This is a genomic window from Vibrio sp. R15-SG3-ISO1B, assembly GCF_059833835.1.
On sequence record NZ_JCBDGG010000043.1, the window covers coordinates 49,991 to 65,851 of the forward strand.

General features: G+C 49.0%; 13 protein-coding genes. 6 read left to right on the forward strand and 7 right to left on the reverse strand.

Annotation, left to right across the window (positions count from 1 at the left end; all coding sequences use genetic code 11):
- Positions 1-86 precede the first annotated feature (86 nt).
- Together AC6R0S_RS12790 and AC6R0S_RS12795 are read left to right on the forward strand one after the other, a co-directional pair.
- The gene (locus tag AC6R0S_RS12790; protein ID WP_500632335.1) at positions 87-653 is read left to right on the forward strand and encodes an HNH endonuclease; all 567 of its coding nucleotides are present in this window, start codon (positions 87-89) and stop codon (positions 651-653) included.
- A 408-nt stretch (positions 654-1,061) separates the two neighbouring features.
- A complete protein-coding gene (locus AC6R0S_RS12795) occupies positions 1,062-1,394 on the forward strand; it encodes a zinc ribbon domain-containing protein YjdM (protein ID WP_500632336.1) in 333 nt (110 codons plus the stop codon).
- 68 nt (positions 1,395-1,462) lie between these two features.
- Here AC6R0S_RS12795 and AC6R0S_RS12800 read toward each other — a convergent pair whose 3' ends face one another.
- From AC6R0S_RS12800 to AC6R0S_RS12810, 3 genes are read right to left on the reverse strand one after another with little or no spacing between them, the layout of a single operon-like run.
- The gene (locus AC6R0S_RS12800; protein ID WP_500638077.1) at positions 1,463-2,380 is read right to left on the reverse strand and encodes a siderophore ABC transporter substrate-binding protein; all 918 of its coding nucleotides are present in this window, start codon (positions 2,378-2,380) and stop codon (positions 1,463-1,465) included.
- Between the two features lie 5 nt (positions 2,381-2,385).
- The gene (locus tag AC6R0S_RS12805) at positions 2,386-2,712 is read right to left on the reverse strand and encodes a DUF2218 domain-containing protein (protein WP_500638078.1); all 327 of its coding nucleotides are present in this window, start codon (positions 2,710-2,712) and stop codon (positions 2,386-2,388) included.
- A 47-nt stretch (positions 2,713-2,759) separates the two neighbouring features.
- A complete protein-coding gene (locus tag AC6R0S_RS12810; RefSeq protein WP_500638079.1) occupies positions 2,760-4,769 on the reverse strand; it encodes a TonB-dependent siderophore receptor in 2,010 nt (669 codons plus the stop codon).
- Between the two features lie 117 nt (positions 4,770-4,886).
- Between AC6R0S_RS12810 and AC6R0S_RS12815 the strand changes: the two genes are divergently transcribed.
- Positions 4,887-5,813, forward strand: a complete 927-nt coding sequence (locus AC6R0S_RS12815; protein ID WP_500638080.1) for a helix-turn-helix transcriptional regulator — start codon at positions 4,887-4,889, stop codon at positions 5,811-5,813.
- Positions 5,814-5,846: 33 nt separating this feature from the next.
- Here AC6R0S_RS12815 and AC6R0S_RS12820 read toward each other — a convergent pair whose 3' ends face one another.
- From AC6R0S_RS12820 to AC6R0S_RS12830, 3 genes are all read right to left on the reverse strand, one after another.
- Entirely contained in the window at positions 5,847-7,802 is a 1,956-nt protein-coding gene (locus AC6R0S_RS12820) for a tripartite tricarboxylate transporter permease (RefSeq protein WP_500630636.1), read from the reverse strand.
- Positions 7,803-7,811: 9 nt separating this feature from the next.
- Positions 7,812-8,789 carry a Bug family tripartite tricarboxylate transporter substrate binding protein gene (locus AC6R0S_RS12825; protein WP_500628913.1) on the reverse strand — a complete coding sequence of 326 codons (978 nt, stop codon included), beginning with the start codon at positions 8,787-8,789 and terminating at the stop codon, positions 7,812-7,814.
- Positions 8,790-8,907: 118 nt separating this feature from the next.
- On the reverse strand, positions 8,908-9,975 hold the full coding sequence (locus AC6R0S_RS12830) for a tartrate dehydrogenase (RefSeq protein WP_500638081.1): 1,068 nt from the start codon (positions 9,973-9,975) through the stop codon (positions 8,908-8,910).
- A gap of 102 nt (positions 9,976-10,077) precedes the next feature.
- On the opposite strand from AC6R0S_RS12830, the gene AC6R0S_RS12835 reads away from it, so the two are divergent.
- From AC6R0S_RS12835 to AC6R0S_RS12845, 3 genes are all read left to right on the forward strand, one after another.
- Positions 10,078-10,977: a LysR family transcriptional regulator gene (locus tag AC6R0S_RS12835; protein ID WP_500626238.1), complete on the forward strand. Its 900-nt coding sequence runs from the start codon at positions 10,078-10,080 to the stop codon at positions 10,975-10,977.
- Between the two features lie 197 nt (positions 10,978-11,174).
- A complete protein-coding gene (locus AC6R0S_RS12840; RefSeq protein ID WP_500638082.1) occupies positions 11,175-13,013 on the forward strand; it encodes a CHASE domain-containing protein in 1,839 nt (612 codons plus the stop codon).
- Between the two features lie 16 nt (positions 13,014-13,029).
- Positions 13,030-14,727: an EAL domain-containing protein gene (locus AC6R0S_RS12845; RefSeq protein ID WP_500638083.1), complete on the forward strand. Its 1,698-nt coding sequence runs from the start codon at positions 13,030-13,032 to the stop codon at positions 14,725-14,727.
- 44 nt (positions 14,728-14,771) lie between these two features.
- On the opposite strand, the gene AC6R0S_RS12850 is transcribed toward AC6R0S_RS12845, so the two are convergent.
- Positions 14,772-15,524 carry an SDR family NAD(P)-dependent oxidoreductase gene (locus AC6R0S_RS12850; RefSeq protein WP_487903052.1) on the reverse strand — a complete coding sequence of 251 codons (753 nt, stop codon included), beginning with the start codon at positions 15,522-15,524 and terminating at the stop codon, positions 14,772-14,774.
- Positions 15,525-15,861: the final 337 nt, after the last annotated feature.

Here is a 15,861-nt window from a genome sequence, read left to right on the forward strand (position 1 = left end):
TTTGGTTTGGAGTTTAGTGGGTTTTGCGAGTTCATCGCAGGCGCCATTTAGCAAGGCGTTCTAGTGATAAATCGTATGGACGAAACATGAAATCGGAAAGAGAAAGTATAGAGATTTCAAGAATCATAGATTTTTGGATCGATAAATCCAATGTGTTTAAAGGCTTTATCGATCTGAATGAACCAACTTGCTGGGCTTGCGGTCAGGGGTGGGATGGGCGATACGATATTGTAGGTGGTGATTACCTCAAAGCGTGGGCAAAATGTCCATTGCAAATTTGTCATATAATCCCACATTCTTTGGGTGGTACAGAAGAGCCTTCAAATTTGGTTTTAATGTGCAAGGAATGCCATGATTTAGCTCCAAATACTGCGATTAAAGAGGTGATGTTCAAATGGATGGCAAGTCAAAGTTGGTTTTCTCGTTTCAATGCAAAATTGACACAGGCATTCAATGACTTTGATGCTCCAATTGAAGCTTATGAAAAGCTAATATGTTTATCTCAAAATCCAGATTTTAAACTGTGGGTAAAGGATAAGATTGGTATGCATTGGCCGCAATCTGGGTATAGTGGACTTGGGCATAAATTTACAGTCTCTACTTATGTTGGCCTTCTTAAATATTATTCAGAACATGTAGTTAAATCACTATAACAAACTACTCGAGAGTGATTAGCAACGCGTGGCATTTTTACTATGCGTTGAATTTAGTGATTAAGGTGGTATGCGGCGGCATCGGTATTCCGTTGCTCATTGTGGTTTTGTGCAGGCAGGTGGCGATAACCATAGGCGTTGTGCGCCTAATAGTGTTAACTACCTCGACCATCTACCTTCTTTCGCTCAATCACCAGAAAATATGGCTTACTCTTGGGTGGATATATTCGTAGTGTCTGTTTCTTTTTCTGATGCAGCGCTACGTATTCGTCGGAAAGATTGTCTGGAGGCGCTAATGAAAGACTCGGATGTCGAATTGTCCAAGTGGAATCCACCAAGAAAACATTGCTTTCGCTCGCAAGACGTTGAACACTATCCGTGTGTTTCCTCGCTAAAAGAATGATGAGTATGTCCTTACCTCCTTGCCCGAATTGTCAATCTGACTACGTTTATCAAGACCAATCCCATTTAGTGTGTCCGGAATGTGCTTATGAGTGGAATCCTGATGAGGTTCAGGGTGAGCCACAAGTCAAAGATGCGAACGGAACGCTGCTCAGTGAGGGCGATAAAGTGACGTTGGCAAAAGATCTTAAGGTGAAAGGCAGTTCGCTAGTATTGAAAATTGGCACTAAAGCGCTCATTCGTCGGATTACAGAAGGTAAAGATCACCAGTTGGACTGCAAAGTCGATGGGTCCGGTGACATGGTGATTACGGCGCAGTTTGTGAAAAAGGTCCAGTAGCACACCCTTTGGCATTGCCATTGAGTGTGCGTTTTACTCGCGTTTCTAATGTGTGTTGCCTAAGTCCACTACTGAGGCGAGTTGTCGAGGCTACTGGCGACATCATCCAGCATGATCTCGGTCGCATGAATGCCTCCATAGGCGAGATACCATGCAACAGGATCGACGTAGACAATGCGCTGCGCTTTGGCTGCGGGAGTGTGCGCGATAAGCGGATTGTCAAAGAGTTGCTGCGCGGCGCCGTGGGCTTTGCCAGTGGCTTGCTCTCGGTCGAGCACAAACAGTGTTGATGGTTTGGCATCGGCGATGTATTCAAACGAAATCAGTTTACCGTGCGGGCCTGTCTCGCTGGCCACTGTTTGGCTCGATGCGGGCAAAAATCCGAACTCTTCAAAGATGATGGAAAAGCGACTTTGTGGCTCGAAGGTCGAGATTTTTTTGCCACTGCTCATGACCATCATCGCGTCACGTTTCTCAGCGCGAACTTCAGACTGGATGGCGTTAATGCGCTGCTCGGTCTCTTCAATCTTCGACGCCATTTTATCTTCTTTGCCGACCAACGTCGCGATAGCACGCCAGTTCACTTGGGTATCGTGCCAATATTGTCCATTGGTCGTGGACAGCATGAGTGTGGGTGCGACCTCGTTGAGATCATCATAAATGCGCATCATGCGTTCATCGGCAATGATCAAGTCGGGTTTCAAGGTAAAGAGGGTTTCAAAATCGGGCTCAAACAGAGAGCCAACGTTGGTGACCGTCTCACCGTAGTGGGCCAAGTAGCTCGGCATCAGCATATGCACAGCGCCGACTGGCGTAACTTCGAGGAAGTCGAGCGTGTCGAGGGCGCTATGTGTCAACACGACAACCCGTTGTGCCGGCTTATCGAGTTCGATATGGCCTTTGATATGCGAGACATCGATTGATGCCGCATGTGCCTTGCAGGCCATCACGGCCAGCGTGAATTGAAATAATAGACGCGTAAACATGTGCATTACTCCGAAGCAGGTTGAGTCCATTGAATAGCAAACTGATCGCCGCGATAGGCAAACATCTCCAGGTGCGAGGTGAGCACTTGCTTGACGGCGCTGAGCGCCTCGGGGGTTTGTGCTGCGCAGTGAATATCTAAACTGTCGGATTCGCTGAGGGTGAGTGTACACACCCCATAGGGAAAATAAGCGACGCCTTGGCGCTCGTTATACTCAACCTCAATCTTTCGACTGAAATGTCGACATAAAGTGGTGAGGTAGCGCGCGCAGTGCTCAGAACGAATCTGAGTATGAACCTGGCAATGGTTAGGGGAGGGTTGGTTGGATTCCATAGCAATGTGCGCCTTAGGCTAAAGGCCCAAGGCGCGTCTCCTTATCATTAGAATTCGTAAGAGGCGGACAGTTTGTAGTTGCGCCCGGGTTCTAGATCATCCAAGGTAGCGCCACGTGCAGCACCAGAGCGTGAGGCGTGCGAGGTGTAGGCTTCATCGAAAATGTTGTCGATACCAAAGGTGACCTGCAAGCGATCCAGTTGGCTAGGGCGCCATTGAGCATAGAGATCGTGCGTGTTATACGCTTCTTTAACCGGCTGATCCTCTTGAACATTGTCTTCTTCCAGCACGATGATGGATGTCCAACCGACGGTGGTATCAATCGCTGCAAACTCATAGTCGATGCCGAGCGAAATTGAGTCACCGACGTCCATACTGCGTCCGTTCGCTGCAATCAGTGGGCCGCCTGTGGATTGGTTGGTGGTGTCACTGCGAGAGTAGGATGCTCGCGCACTCAGAGCCTGATAGCTGTAGGCTGCGCTGAACTCAAAGCCTTTGATCTCCGCATCAGCAATGTTCTCAATCAAGTAACTGCCATCATCTTGGTAGGATTCACCGATGTAGTCGTCAATCTCGTTTTGGAACAGCGTCAGGTTCGCACTGATGGCATGCTGGTCAAAGCGTTGGAAGTAGCGAGCGCCCACTTCGCTTGATAGGCCAGTTTCTGCCTTAATATCGTCAGCGAGATAGGCGACATCTTGATAGGCGATAAAGGTTTCAAGCAGCTCCGGGCCCTTAAATAGACTGCGAGTGCTGGCAAAGAGCGTCCATTGCTCGGTGATATCCCAATCGGCGCCAAGCGCCCAAGTCCACTCGTTAAATGTGTTCTTGCTGGTTTCGGCATCACGGATGTAGTGGTCATAACGCAGGCCCGCTGTCAGTGCGAAACTTGGCGAGAGCTGAATTCTGTCTTCGAGATAGCCAGCGCTGCTTTTCGCATGCTCTTGCATAAATGGCGTACCCCCATAGGCGCTTTCGCTGGTTTTATCCATGTATTCAAGCCCATAGGTGAAGCGATGCCCACGCTCAGCCAACATTAGATTAGACTGAAACTGAGCGTTGGCGCCCAAGTTTTGGTTTTTCGCGGTGTTCTGGCTGTGTCGGTTGGCTGGCCAGCGGCCAGTAATCGCTGACTCGTCACGATCGATTTGTGTGGTACTGGAATAGAGCGTGACTTTGCCTTGATGATTGTCACCCCGTAGTTCATAGGAGCCCGTAAAGGTGTCGCGGTCATACTGAGTCGGGATTAAGTCTTCACCAGAGAGCTCAGTGTTGGCACTGCCACCCATATCCGGTCTTGGGCTGTAGTCGCCCTCATCACGGTAGAGGTCATAGCTGAGCTGAAAACGATGCAGATAAGAAGGCTCATAACCCAGTTTGAACAGCATATTGCCGACATCGCCGGCTGCGCCATAGGTGGTGTCACCATTGCCGTCTTTAAAGTCATCACGTTCGACGTAGTTCGCGTACACCATCGCATCAACATTATCGTTCAAGAGACCATATGCGGTGACAGAGCCTTGACGACTGTCGTTGCTGGCGACACCACCATACACACGGACGCCAAAGCTTTCGTTGTAACGCAGCAGGTCTCGAGCGTCTTTCGTCTCAAAATAGACCGCACCACCAAGGCCTGATTGGGTGACGGAGTTGTTGCCCACTTGGATGTCGACCGCTTTAAGGATGTCTGGGTTGAGTGTGAGGTTGCCGATATGGTGGAACATATTGGCGTGCTGCGATGCGCCATCGAGGCGAATGTCTAAGTCCGTTTCCCCGAGGCTACGAATGGTAATGCGTTGGTTAACGGAATGAGTACCGCCGACATCGACGCCGGGTACACTGCGCAGTAGATCCGACATGTGATCCGCTTGCTTAATGGAGATGTCTTGATCGCCCAAGAACTCAGAGCTGCTCGAAACTTGAGTGCCCCAGACTGTGAGCGTTTCATCGTTCGTGTTGTCGCTTTGGGTCTCGGCATAGGCACCGCTGCTGAGTGTGACCGCAATGGCCAAGGCTAGAGTCGATACCGAAACGATCGGTTGGTGATGTGAGTTCATGAACTCCCTCTTATGCATTGTAAATGATAATTAATATCATTAATGTTATGCTACACCGCTAGTACATGAACAGCTTTTATGATTATGCAAAATCGCCAACTTGTTATGAGGAAAGTTATGCATTCAAAACAGATCACCCCGTCACTGTTTCGCATGGAAATGGCGGACGGGATTAACGTCTTTGGCGGCGGGCAGAGGAGTCAGCAAGAGAGCCTAGTGATCGCCCCTGCGACGCCATCGGTGATCTTTACCGTGCTGTTAGATGGAGATTTAGAGTTTGGTTATGACCAGCTTGAATGTACGCTTAGTGCGCAACCCCAGGCGCAAGTGATGGCCGTCAATCTCGTTCACCCTGCCAGTTTTTGGCGAAGTGTAGAGAAAGATCAGTGGGTCGAGAAAATTCACCTTGTGTTGCCGCGAACTTGGTTTGAAACAAAACCGCTTGAAGGCGGCGCTTTTCGTACTTTTTACTCCGCTCACCTCGCCAGTGCTTGTTTTGATTTGCCGAGTGAGGCCGCTAAAGAAATACAAAGACTGCTTCGCACCCCGCCCCCCGAGACAATTGCCAAACACATCGAACTGGAGAGCGACATCCATCAGCTGCTTCTCCAATTGATGAGCCAGCTGTGTGCGTGCGAGGTGACTCAGGCCCCTCATCATAGCGCGCGCCAAGACGTCGAGATGGCGGAGATTGTTGCCTTTATTGAAACCCATTTAACGCAGGCGCTGACTTTAGAGGCCATCGCTGAGTTTGCGCACATGAGCGTTTCGTCGCTGCAGCGGCTGTTCAAAGATCACATGAACATGACCGCTGCTCACTATGTACGGCGCAGAAAGCTGAATGATGCCAGAGTGAAACTGGCGACCGGTTGTATGACGGTCAGCGAAGCCGCTTACAGTTATGGTTATCGTCACCCCTCCAATTTCTCTCTCGCGTTCAAAAAGCAGTTTGGTTACTCGCCAAATCGGGTGGGTGAGAACGCAAACCTTGAGCACAAAGAGCTAAGGGCAAAGCGAGTATTCACTTCTGAATGCCCAACGTAGCCCATTGTTTGAACGGGCTACGTTGGATCAGTGTTAAAACCATAACCCAGTGGGCAGCCTGAGTAAAAGTACATCACGCATCAGCAGATAAAACATCACCACGATAACAAATGAAGCGGTGAGGTGTTTACTCATAGAGCAGGTTTCTATTTTATCGAAGTTTGCGATCAACATAATGGCAACAAAAGCGAGTAACGAGGATAACCCAAAACCAAGCGTGGTCATCAAGAGCGTCCAGAGGGCCATAATGGCAATCAGAGCGCTTTGTCGCATAGTTGGGCTTATCTTTAGCGAAGACCAATTGACCGTATCGCTAGCGCGCCATACTTTACCGATGAGTAATACTGCCAAGACCATCATGGCGACCACAATATAAGTGGGAAATACTGCGCCTAGTTTAGACATGCTCTGCGTTTGATTGAGCAGCAGGCCACCTATGACGATGAGCAGTGCACCGATCGCTATGGTCGAGCCTTTGTGATCTCTTGGCGTGTCAGAGGGAGCAAAGTTATGCTTTTTTGCTGCCCAGAGCGGGAACACAAGCGCAATGATTGCACATATAATGATGCCAATAGAGATGGGGCGAGCAAAAAACATCTCGAAGACTTTACCTTGCGCCGAGCCTATCAAATAGGCCTGAACAAACCCTTGTTCTGCGATCTTTCCTAGTACTAAGCCAAGTACAATTGGCGAAGCACTGAAGCCAAATTTACCTAAGAACCACGCAAACACACCCAGTATGAACATCATAAAGGTGTCATGAGGGTTGCTGTGAATCGCATAACTCCCAATAACGGTTAAGAACGCGACGGTGGGGACCAACAACTGTTTTGGCGTTTTGGCAATCGAACGATAGGCATATTTTCCAAGAATTAAACCGACGGGCAGCATCAATAGCGTTGCGATGATCAAACCGTAGATAAAGGTGTAGACAATGCTGCCTTGTTCAGTGAACAGTGATGGACCGGTCTTAATGCCTTGGACTAGCAAAGCCCCAAGTATGATCGCATCAGGTGGCGTACCAGGAATGCCAAGCACCAATGTTGGGATAAAACCACCGCCAACGGTCGCGTTATTGGCAGATTCGGTCGCGACGATACCATCTGATGCGCCTTCGCCAAATTTTTGATCTTTCTTCGCATTGCGGCGAGCTTCTGTATACGCCACTAATCCCGCAATAGAACCACCTGCACCGGGTAGGATTCCGACGACGGTGCCGATAATGGAGCTTCGCATCAGATTGAACTTACTATTTTTGATGAGAGAAAAGGCGCGTGACAGCGACGATTTTCCTGATACCTCAGCAAAATCTAGATGAGGGGTTTTGTTCGCGACTAGGTCGATGATCACTGGAACACAATACAATCCAATGATTGCAGAGGTAATATCAATTCCGCCGAGCAGTGAGACCTGATCAAAGGTATAGCGGACGTCACCACCGACTACCGCCACGCCAACCGTAGAAAGCAATAAGCCGATGCAAGCGCCGATCAAGCCTTTGAGAGTGTTGCCCACCGAAAGAGACGATATGAGTGTCAGACCAAAAACCGCCATCCAGAAATATTCTGATGGACCAAAGGCCAAGGCGACTTGAGCGAGTGGTGGTGCCAGCATCAATAAGGCAAGGCCACCCACGATACCACCTCCTACTGAAGCGAACGTTGCCAGAGAAATGGCAAGGGCCCCTTCTCCTTTCTTAGCCATTGGATAGCCATCGAACGTCGTCGCGATGGCAGAAGGGGTGCCCGGAGTATTAACCAAAATTGCTGCAAACGCCCCACCATAGATAGCTCCGGTGTAAATTGCACCGAGGACAATCAAGCCCGAAGCGGGGCCCATCACATAGGTAAAAGGGACGAGAACTGCCACCGCCATGGTGGCAGACAATCCTGGCATTGCTCCGATTACTGTGCCGGCTACGACACCAACCAGTGCGAGTAACAGGTTGATCGGTGTGAGTGCATCAAGTAAATAACTAAGCAATTCCATCGTGAACCCCTATTTCACTAGCCCAAGCAGTTTTGCTACTTCTTGGTTTTCAGCTTTGTTTTTTTCAATAAATGCCTCCATCTCTTGATAAGGGATGTCGGTAAGCACAAATCCGTTGCTCTCCATTTTTTCCACAAAATCAGGATCTTTATTGATATCGCCGATAATTCGAGAGAGCTCCACACGAATGGCCTCTGGGGTCGATTTCGGAACAGCGACGCCGCGGTATGCCCCTCCCACTAGATCGATGCCTAGCTCCTTGAACGTTGGGACATCTGGAAACGCCGCGAGACGCTCTTCTGCCGAGACTGCGAGCATACGCAGTTTGTCACCAGCATTCGCCCCAGATGTGGCGTAGTTGAAACCAGCGGTCACCTGGCTACCCATTAACGCCGTCATGGCAGGACCAATACCGCTAAATGGGACGTAGGTTGTTTTCACACCCACCTGCTTATCAAACGATACCTGACCAATATGATTGGCTGAGTTGGATCCTGAGCCTGCAAACGTGACCAGTCCTGGATTGGCTTTTGCGTAATCGATCAGTTCAGGTAGGCTCTTGAATTGACTGTTTGCCGGGACGAAAATCGCGTTCGGAGTGTAATGAAAATAATAAATGGGCGTGAGGTCATCGGTCGTGTAGCCAGACTCCTTAACAATCGGCTGCATGATGGTGTGTGGGATGTTTATCCCCATCACGGTATAGCCATCACCTTCCATACTGTTGAGCTGTGACCAAGCTACTGCGCCACCCGCACCGGGTTGATATTGAATGACGGTTTTCACACCTGCGTGTTTTTCAAACACGGTCTGTTGAAAGCGTGCAGAGAGATCAGACTCGCCACCGGCGTTAAAGGGCAGAATATAATTAATGGGTTTGCTGGGGTAGTCATCGGCTGCAAACAAAGTGCCAGACAGCGATAGAGCACCGGCAGCTAGTGTTGTGAGCAATGGTTTAGTGATATAGCTTAACTTACTTGTTTTCATTGTTTCGTCCTCGTTATTGGTTCACTTAAGCGCGAAGTGGGTGACGATTTTTTATCGTTCTTATTTCGCGCCTTGATATTCTTTGTTCGATGAGCTCCTCTAAATGTGTGACGAGTTTTTAATGGTTTTGGATGTAGTCAATGACCGCATCGGTCACTTGCTTAGTGGTTGCTTTCCCACCAATGTCGGGTGTGCAAATCCCTTCGGAAGACACCGACTCTATGGCACTCATCACCAGGCGAGCGGCTTGATGTTCGCCTAAATGCTCGAGCATTTGGACTGCAGTCCAAAAGGTCGCGATAGGATTGGCAATTCCTTGTCCAGTGATGTCGAACGCAGAGCCATGGATCGGCTCAAACATTGAGGGATAAGGGCTATTTGGTGCGATGTTTGCTGTCGGAGCCACTCCTAAACTGCCTGCTAAGGCACCGGCAAGATCGGAAAGGATATCGGCGTGAAGGTTGGTGGCGACGATAGTATCGAGTGATTCAGGGTTAAGCGTCATTCTTACCGTCATTGCGTCCACTAGCATCTTGTCCCACGTGACATCAGGGAACTCTTTCGCCACTTCTTCTGCAATTTCGTCCCACATCACCATCCCGTGGCGTTGAGCATTAGACTTGGTGACCACGGTCAGGAGCTTACGTGGACGCTGCTGCGCAATCTCAAATGCATATCGCATGATTCTGGTTACGCCTGCACGGGTAAAGATCGACACTTCCGTTCCTACTTCTTCTGGAAAACCTTTGTGCGCGCGTCCGCCGTGACCTGAGTATTCGCCTTCCGAGTTCTCTCGGACGATGACCCAATCTAGGTCGCCTTTGGTTCTTCCCTTGAGGGGGGATGGGATTCCTGGGATGATTTTGGTTGGACGAACATTGGCGTATTGGTCAAAACCTTGGCAAATCTGCAGTCTTAAGCCCCACAAGGTAATGTGATCGGGGATGTCAGGATCGCCCACCGCACCAAAGTAAATCGCATCGAACCCTTTTAGTGTGTCTAGGCCATCATTGGGCATCATTTCACCGTGTTGGCGGTAGTAGTCCGAGCCCCAGTCAAAGTGTTTGAACTCAAATCTGAGCTCCGGGAATCTGCTCGTTAGTGACTTAAGTACTTGAACCCCTGCTGAAATGACCTCCATCCCAATGCCATCAGCCGGAATGGTCGCGATTTTGTATGTTGACATAATGGTTACCTTCTTACTTGTTAGATTTTGATTATGAGATGTAAATAAATTGTTATCACTGGCGTTCTATTATATAAATTAACGATATAATCAGGAGGTAAGATGAAGACGGAACAGCTTAGGTGTTTTATCGCCGCCGCCGACACTCTACATTTTGGGCGCGCTGCACAAAGTTTGAACATGCTACCCGCCGCGTTTGGGCGACAGATTAAGTTGCTCGAACAATCTCTGGGGCTCGTACTGTTTAATCGTTCGACGAGAAGCGTGGAGCTGACGTTGATTGGTCAGCAGTTCTATTTTGATGCGTGTCATCTCATTGATCAGATAGATGCGGTAGAAAATCGGTACAAAAACTTGCGTATTGGTTCGCCTCACACATTGCGCGTCGGGGCAATTGACAGCGCCGCGATTGGGTTGCTGCCGAAATTGATTCTTAAATACAAGCGCTCTCATACGAACGCATCGATTCGTATCATCGAGGATAAAACTAAGCGCCTGATTCCAAAACTACTCTCAGGCGCGATTGATTTGGCGCTCATCCGACCGCCGGACAGTCTGAGTGAACGCATTGAAATCGAGCCTATTTGCCATGAATCACTGCGCTTGGCACTGCCAGACTCTCATCCATTAGCGACGCTCGAGCGTGTCACCATCGACTTGATTGCGGATTTTCCGATGATCGTACCGAACCGCAAAGACAGACCTCATAGTTACGACCTGACTTTTAAGTTGTTTCAGGCTGCAGGCTTTCAGCCCACGATTTCACAAGTGGCTAATGAAAAGCAGACGATTTTGAATTTGGTTGCTCAGGAAATGGGGTTAGCCATTGTGCCTTCTTGGTCAACCGGTGTCGCCCCATCGAATGTGTGTTTTAGGGAGATAGAGGGACACAGCCATATCGGTTTACCTTTGGCCGCAGCTTGGCTTAAAGGGTGCTCCGATTCTGTTAGGCAGGGGTTGGTGGAAATGTTGAAACACTCACCAGAGCTGATCGACCAGTAGCGTGTTTCTCTCGCGAGAAGAGCTCTTGATGGCTTATCGCAGTATATTGAACTGTAACTATTGTCGTTTTTAATATTATTGAGACAAATTAGAGCGGGAGCTCACAAATTGACCAGTTAGTGCTTTTGACTGAGTTAGGGTGGAAAGAAATAGACTAGAGTGATTACTAAATACCTCACAAAAACAGGCTAGGTTGAATGCTGAAAAGCTCGTTGTTCCGTTCTGCTGTCCGGGCGCCTCGCGTCCTGCATTGGTATCACTGGGTCGTGATTGTGTTTTCGCTTGCGTTAACGCTGACCGCTTGGCAAGTGACGCTCAAACAGAGTCATCAGAAATCAAAGGTTCAATTTCAACATCAAGCCAAACAATTGGTCGCCTTGGTTCATGAGCGGATGGAGAAGTATGAGGAAGCGCTATGGGCCGGCGTCTCTGCGCTACACATGCTTGATAGAGCGGCGAGCCGCGCGGATTGGAAAGTGTTTGCCGATGAGCTGCGCATCGAATCTCGGTTCCCGGGCATCAACGGGATTGGTGTGATTCATTACGTGCCAGAAGAGAAAGTACCGACGTATTTGTCTTGGCAGCGTGAGACGATGGCGACTTATGCCATGCATCCCACGCGCTCTGGCAAGGAGTATTGGCCTATCACTTACATCGAGCCTCAGCAAGACAATCTCAAAGCGGTGGGTCTAGACATGGCGCATGAAACCAATCGTTACAGTGCGGCGCAGCGGGCAAAATCGAGCGGTCAGGCCAGCATCACCGGGCCGATCGTCTTGGTACAAGATTCTCAGCGCACGCCGGGCTTTCTTTTTTATGCCCCGTGGTATCGCCAAGGTATGGAAAACAATCAATATGGTGAAAGTGGCGGCGATTTTCAGGGTTTAGTCTACGCGCCTTTTGTGGTCTACAAATTGATGGATGGTACGCTCGACAGAAGTACACGTTTAGTGAATTTCAGCATCTATGATGGCGACACGGAGCTCTACAGTGAACTCAATGATAGCAACCGTCATTACGATGCTGATCCGACGTTTTCTGAGCAAATCAGTTTGGATTTGTATGGTCGTACTTGGGTGTTTCATGTTCAGTCCTCGCTGCTATTTAAAGAGCAGCAAAGCCTGAGTCAACCTGCGCTGATCTTAGTGTTTGGTCTATTGGTTGATGTTCTGCTACTGGTCATTTTCTTGATGCTCAGTCGTGAGAAAGAGCGTGCTCAGCAGTACGCCGATCAAGCCACCCAAGATTTGCAGTTGCGCACTCAAACCTTAGAACAAGTGACGGCCGATTTAGAGAAGCGCAACCACGCGCTCGAAGAGGCCAACCACGAACTGGATCAGTTCGCTTACGTCGCTTCCCATGATTTAAAAGCGCCTTTGCGTGGCATATCCCAGTTGGTTACGTGGACCATCGATGACTTAAAACCCCATCTCACTGAGCAAACAGAGCAGTACGCCGCCTTATTGCAAAATCGAGTCAGTCGTTTGGAGCGCTTGCTGGATGATCTGCTGCTTTATTCGCGTGTAGGCAGGAAACAGTGGAGCTTAGATCTGTTTCATGTTGGGAATAAGATTGAAGAGATTTTTGAGCTGCTTAGCCCACCGCCAGGGATCACCTTAGAGTATGACGATCAGTTGGGTGAGATCTCCACCTTAGTCACGCCGCTTGAAATGGTACTGAGAAACCTGATTGGTAATGCGATTAAGCATCATGACAAGGAGAATGGTTTGATTCGCGTGACCGCTACGGAAATCGATGACCGTTATGTGTTTACCGTGCAAGACGACGGGCCAGGCATCCCTGAGGCCTATCAAGAGAAAGTGTTTGAACTTTTCCACACTCTGCAACCAAGAGACAAAGTAGAAGGCAGTGGCCTTGGCCTGTCGATTATTAAGAAAACGCTGGATCTTTATGGTTGCGACTATCGATTAGAAAACAACCTTGAACAGGGCTGCACGTTCCGTTTTAGTTGGCCCAAACAGCCGTACTTTGCCGCGCTAACCATCGAGCGCGCCAATCCAACCGTTACTCCATAAGGATGGGATTTAACTGATGAAAATCTTGATTATTGACGACGATACCATCGATAGAATTGCCGCGATTCGGACTTTGCGCGATACCGATTTACTTATCCAGGTGATCGACGAAGCAACGACGGCCCATGAAGGGCTCAAGATGGCGCTCGCCAATAAATATGATGTGATTTTGCTCGACTATCAGCTTCCACCTTCAAATGGCATTGAAGTGCTGATGCAATTGAGGAGCGTGAGCGATTTTTCTACCTCGATTGTGATGCTCAGCCACAGCAATGATGAGGAGTTGGCGCTGTCGTGCATTGAAGTGGGTGCGCAAGACTTCATCATGAAAAAAGAGATCACCGCGTCGCGATTACGTCGCGCTATCGTGATTGCCACCGAACGCTACTACCTCGAGCAGCAGATTCAAGCCAAACACACCGAGCTCAAACGTATGGCAGAAGAGGACTGTTTGACTGGGCTGAGTAATCGTTACTTTTTTGATGAAACCTTAAAAAAAGCACTATTGATTGCTTCTCGCTCGAAAAAGCCATTAATGCTCCTGTTGATTGATCTCGATAAGTTCAAAGACATCAATGATAGCCTTGGCCACGTTGTCGGTGATGCGGTCCTTAGGCATGTGGCGCAGCGTCTCTCCCATTGCTCACGAAAAAGTGATTACTTGTGCCGCATCGGTGGCGACGAGTTTGCCATTATTATCCAAAACCTTGAGATGAAAAATCACGTCCACCTATTGGTCCAGCGCCTGCTTAAAGCGTTTGAAGAGCCGATCATAGTGGAGAGCCATAGCATTGATATGACCATCAGTATTGGCATCGCTTCCGCGCCAGAGTGTGCCACTAACTCCGTAGAATTAACCAAGTGTGCCGACATCGCCTTGTACCGAGCCAAAGATCAAGGTCGAAATCAAGCGCAGTATTACTCGAAAGAGTTTCATAACTTGATTGAAAAGCGCATACGCATTGAAAACGATCTTAAACGCGCGATTCAAAATGATGAGTTTGAACTCTACTTTCAGCCTCAGTTTGACCGCAACGCCAACTTAGTGGGGGCAGAGGCACTGCTGCGCTGGAATCACAAAAAGCTGGGTATTGTGTCACCTACCGACTTCATTCCGATCGCGGAGGAGTCTCATTTGATGATCGAAATTGGTCATTGGGTATTTCGCGCGGCGTTTGATCAACTCAAAATTTGGAAAGAGCAATTTGCACGCTTTAGCGCCTCGTTTGTGGTCGCGATTAATGTCTCACCCAAGCAGTTGACAGAGCTGAGTTTAAAAACACAGCTTGAAGAGTATCTTTCATTTTATGAAGTCTCTCCGAGTCAGGTGGAGTTGGAGATCACGGAAAACTGTTTGGTCGCAGAAGGCGCTTCAACTGAGATGCTGCAACAGCTCAGTGGGCTGGGGTTCAAAATTGCGGTGGACGATTTTGGTACTGGCTACTCGTCGCTCTCGCATCTCAAAGATTACCCGATTGATATCATTAAGATCGACAAATCGTTCATGGCGAACGTTGAAGAGAAAAGCGCTCAGCAACTCTTTACGGCCATCTGTCTGTTTGCGACCAGTCTAGAGTACGATACCGTGGCTGAAGGTATAGAAACCGAGTACCAAAGCAGCCTTTGTCAGGGAGTCGGGGTGGCGCGTCATCAGGGCTATTTTTACTCGCAGCCATTGCCTGTTGAGGCGTTTGAGAAGAAATATTTTGGCTAGAGCGCAGCGCTGATTAGTTCACCACGCTCTAGTTGAATCATCGCTTAATCGCGGTCAACCGCAAAAGGAGACCATGCTTGACGTGTCGGCATCACTTCAAGGCGGTTAATGTTGATGTGATCGGGTAGCGTCGCCACGTAGAACATCTGTTCGGCAATGTCTTGCGCGGTGAGTGGGGTAGTGCTGTTGTAGAGCTTATCGGACGCCGCTTGATCGCCTTTGGTGCGTACCAAAGTGAACTCGGTTTCTGCCATGCCTGGCGCAATGTCAGTCACACGTACACCGGTGCCGAGCAAATCACAGCGCAAGTTGTAGCTAAATTGTTGAACAAACGCCTTGGTTGCCCCATAGACGTGGCTACCTGGGTAGGGCCATTGTCCGGCAATAGATCCCACATTAATGATGGTGCTGCCGGCGCCAGATTGGATCAAGGTCGGCAGTAGCGCGTGCGTGACATTCACCAATCCTGTGACGTTGGTGTCAATCATGGTTTTCCAGTCATCAAGCTCGACGTCTTGCGCCGCTTGCGGAGCCAATGCCAGACCGGCATTGTTGATGAGCAGTCGCACGGCGGCAAATTCGCTTGGCAGTTCTGCCACGGCTTGTTTCACCGCGTCTGAATCACGAACGTCAAGTTGAATGATGTGCACAGGCACATTGAGTTCGGCTTTCAGTGCCTCTAAACGCTCGAGGCGGCGACCAGAGAGCACCAATGACCAACCCGCTTGTGCAAAACGCTCTGCCGCGGCTCGGCCAAATCCAGATGTCGCACCAGTGATAAACGCCACTTTTTTCATTCTTTATTCCTTTTGATTGCCAGACTGAACTCGGAGCATAGCATGTTTTCGTTACTGGGGATGAATGCACAATCTCATCCTGCTTGCCGTTATGGTTTTGGTCTGGATGGGTGCGTTCGGCTGAACTACCTGACTGATATGCATCAAGTTTTCTTTTTTGGGGTTAAGGTCAGACCAAAATGGTGAGAGGAGAGAATCGATTGCACTAATATACAGCGCAAAAAATAACCGTCCTTGCACAATTAAGATGCGGATTAGAATAAAATCACGATAATTCAATGAGTTAAAATTAAATTGTTGAACGAGTTTTATTGGCACCCTTTTTGGATTGGTTGGA

Coding starts and splice junctions, on each gene's coding strand:
- AC6R0S_RS12790 (WP_500632335.1), top strand. CDS start 87: ATGAAATCGGAAAGAGAAAGTATAGAGATTTCAAGAATCATAGATTTT.
- AC6R0S_RS12795 (WP_500632336.1), top strand. CDS start 1,062: ATGTCCTTACCTCCTTGCCCGAATTGTCAATCTGACTACGTTTATCAA.
- AC6R0S_RS12800 (WP_500638077.1), bottom strand. CDS start 2,380: ATGTTTACGCGTCTATTATTTCAATTCACGCTGGCCGTGATGGCCTGC.
- AC6R0S_RS12805 (WP_500638078.1), bottom strand. CDS start 2,712: ATGGAATCCAACCAACCCTCCCCTAACCATTGCCAGGTTCATACTCAG.
- AC6R0S_RS12810 (WP_500638079.1), bottom strand. CDS start 4,769: ATGAACTCACATCACCAACCGATCGTTTCGGTATCGACTCTAGCCTTG.
- AC6R0S_RS12815 (WP_500638080.1), top strand. CDS start 4,887: ATGCATTCAAAACAGATCACCCCGTCACTGTTTCGCATGGAAATGGCG.
- AC6R0S_RS12820 (WP_500630636.1), bottom strand. CDS start 7,802: ATGGAATTGCTTAGTTATTTACTTGATGCACTCACACCGATCAACCTG.
- AC6R0S_RS12825 (WP_500628913.1), bottom strand. CDS start 8,789: ATGAAAACAAGTAAGTTAAGCTATATCACTAAACCATTGCTCACAACA.
- AC6R0S_RS12830 (WP_500638081.1), bottom strand. CDS start 9,975: ATGTCAACATACAAAATCGCGACCATTCCGGCTGATGGCATTGGGATG.
- AC6R0S_RS12835 (WP_500626238.1), top strand. CDS start 10,078: ATGAAGACGGAACAGCTTAGGTGTTTTATCGCCGCCGCCGACACTCTA.
- AC6R0S_RS12840 (WP_500638082.1), top strand. CDS start 11,175: ATGCTGAAAAGCTCGTTGTTCCGTTCTGCTGTCCGGGCGCCTCGCGTC.
- AC6R0S_RS12845 (WP_500638083.1), top strand. CDS start 13,030: ATGAAAATCTTGATTATTGACGACGATACCATCGATAGAATTGCCGCG.
- AC6R0S_RS12850 (WP_487903052.1), bottom strand. CDS start 15,524: ATGAAAAAAGTGGCGTTTATCACTGGTGCGACATCTGGATTTGGCCGA.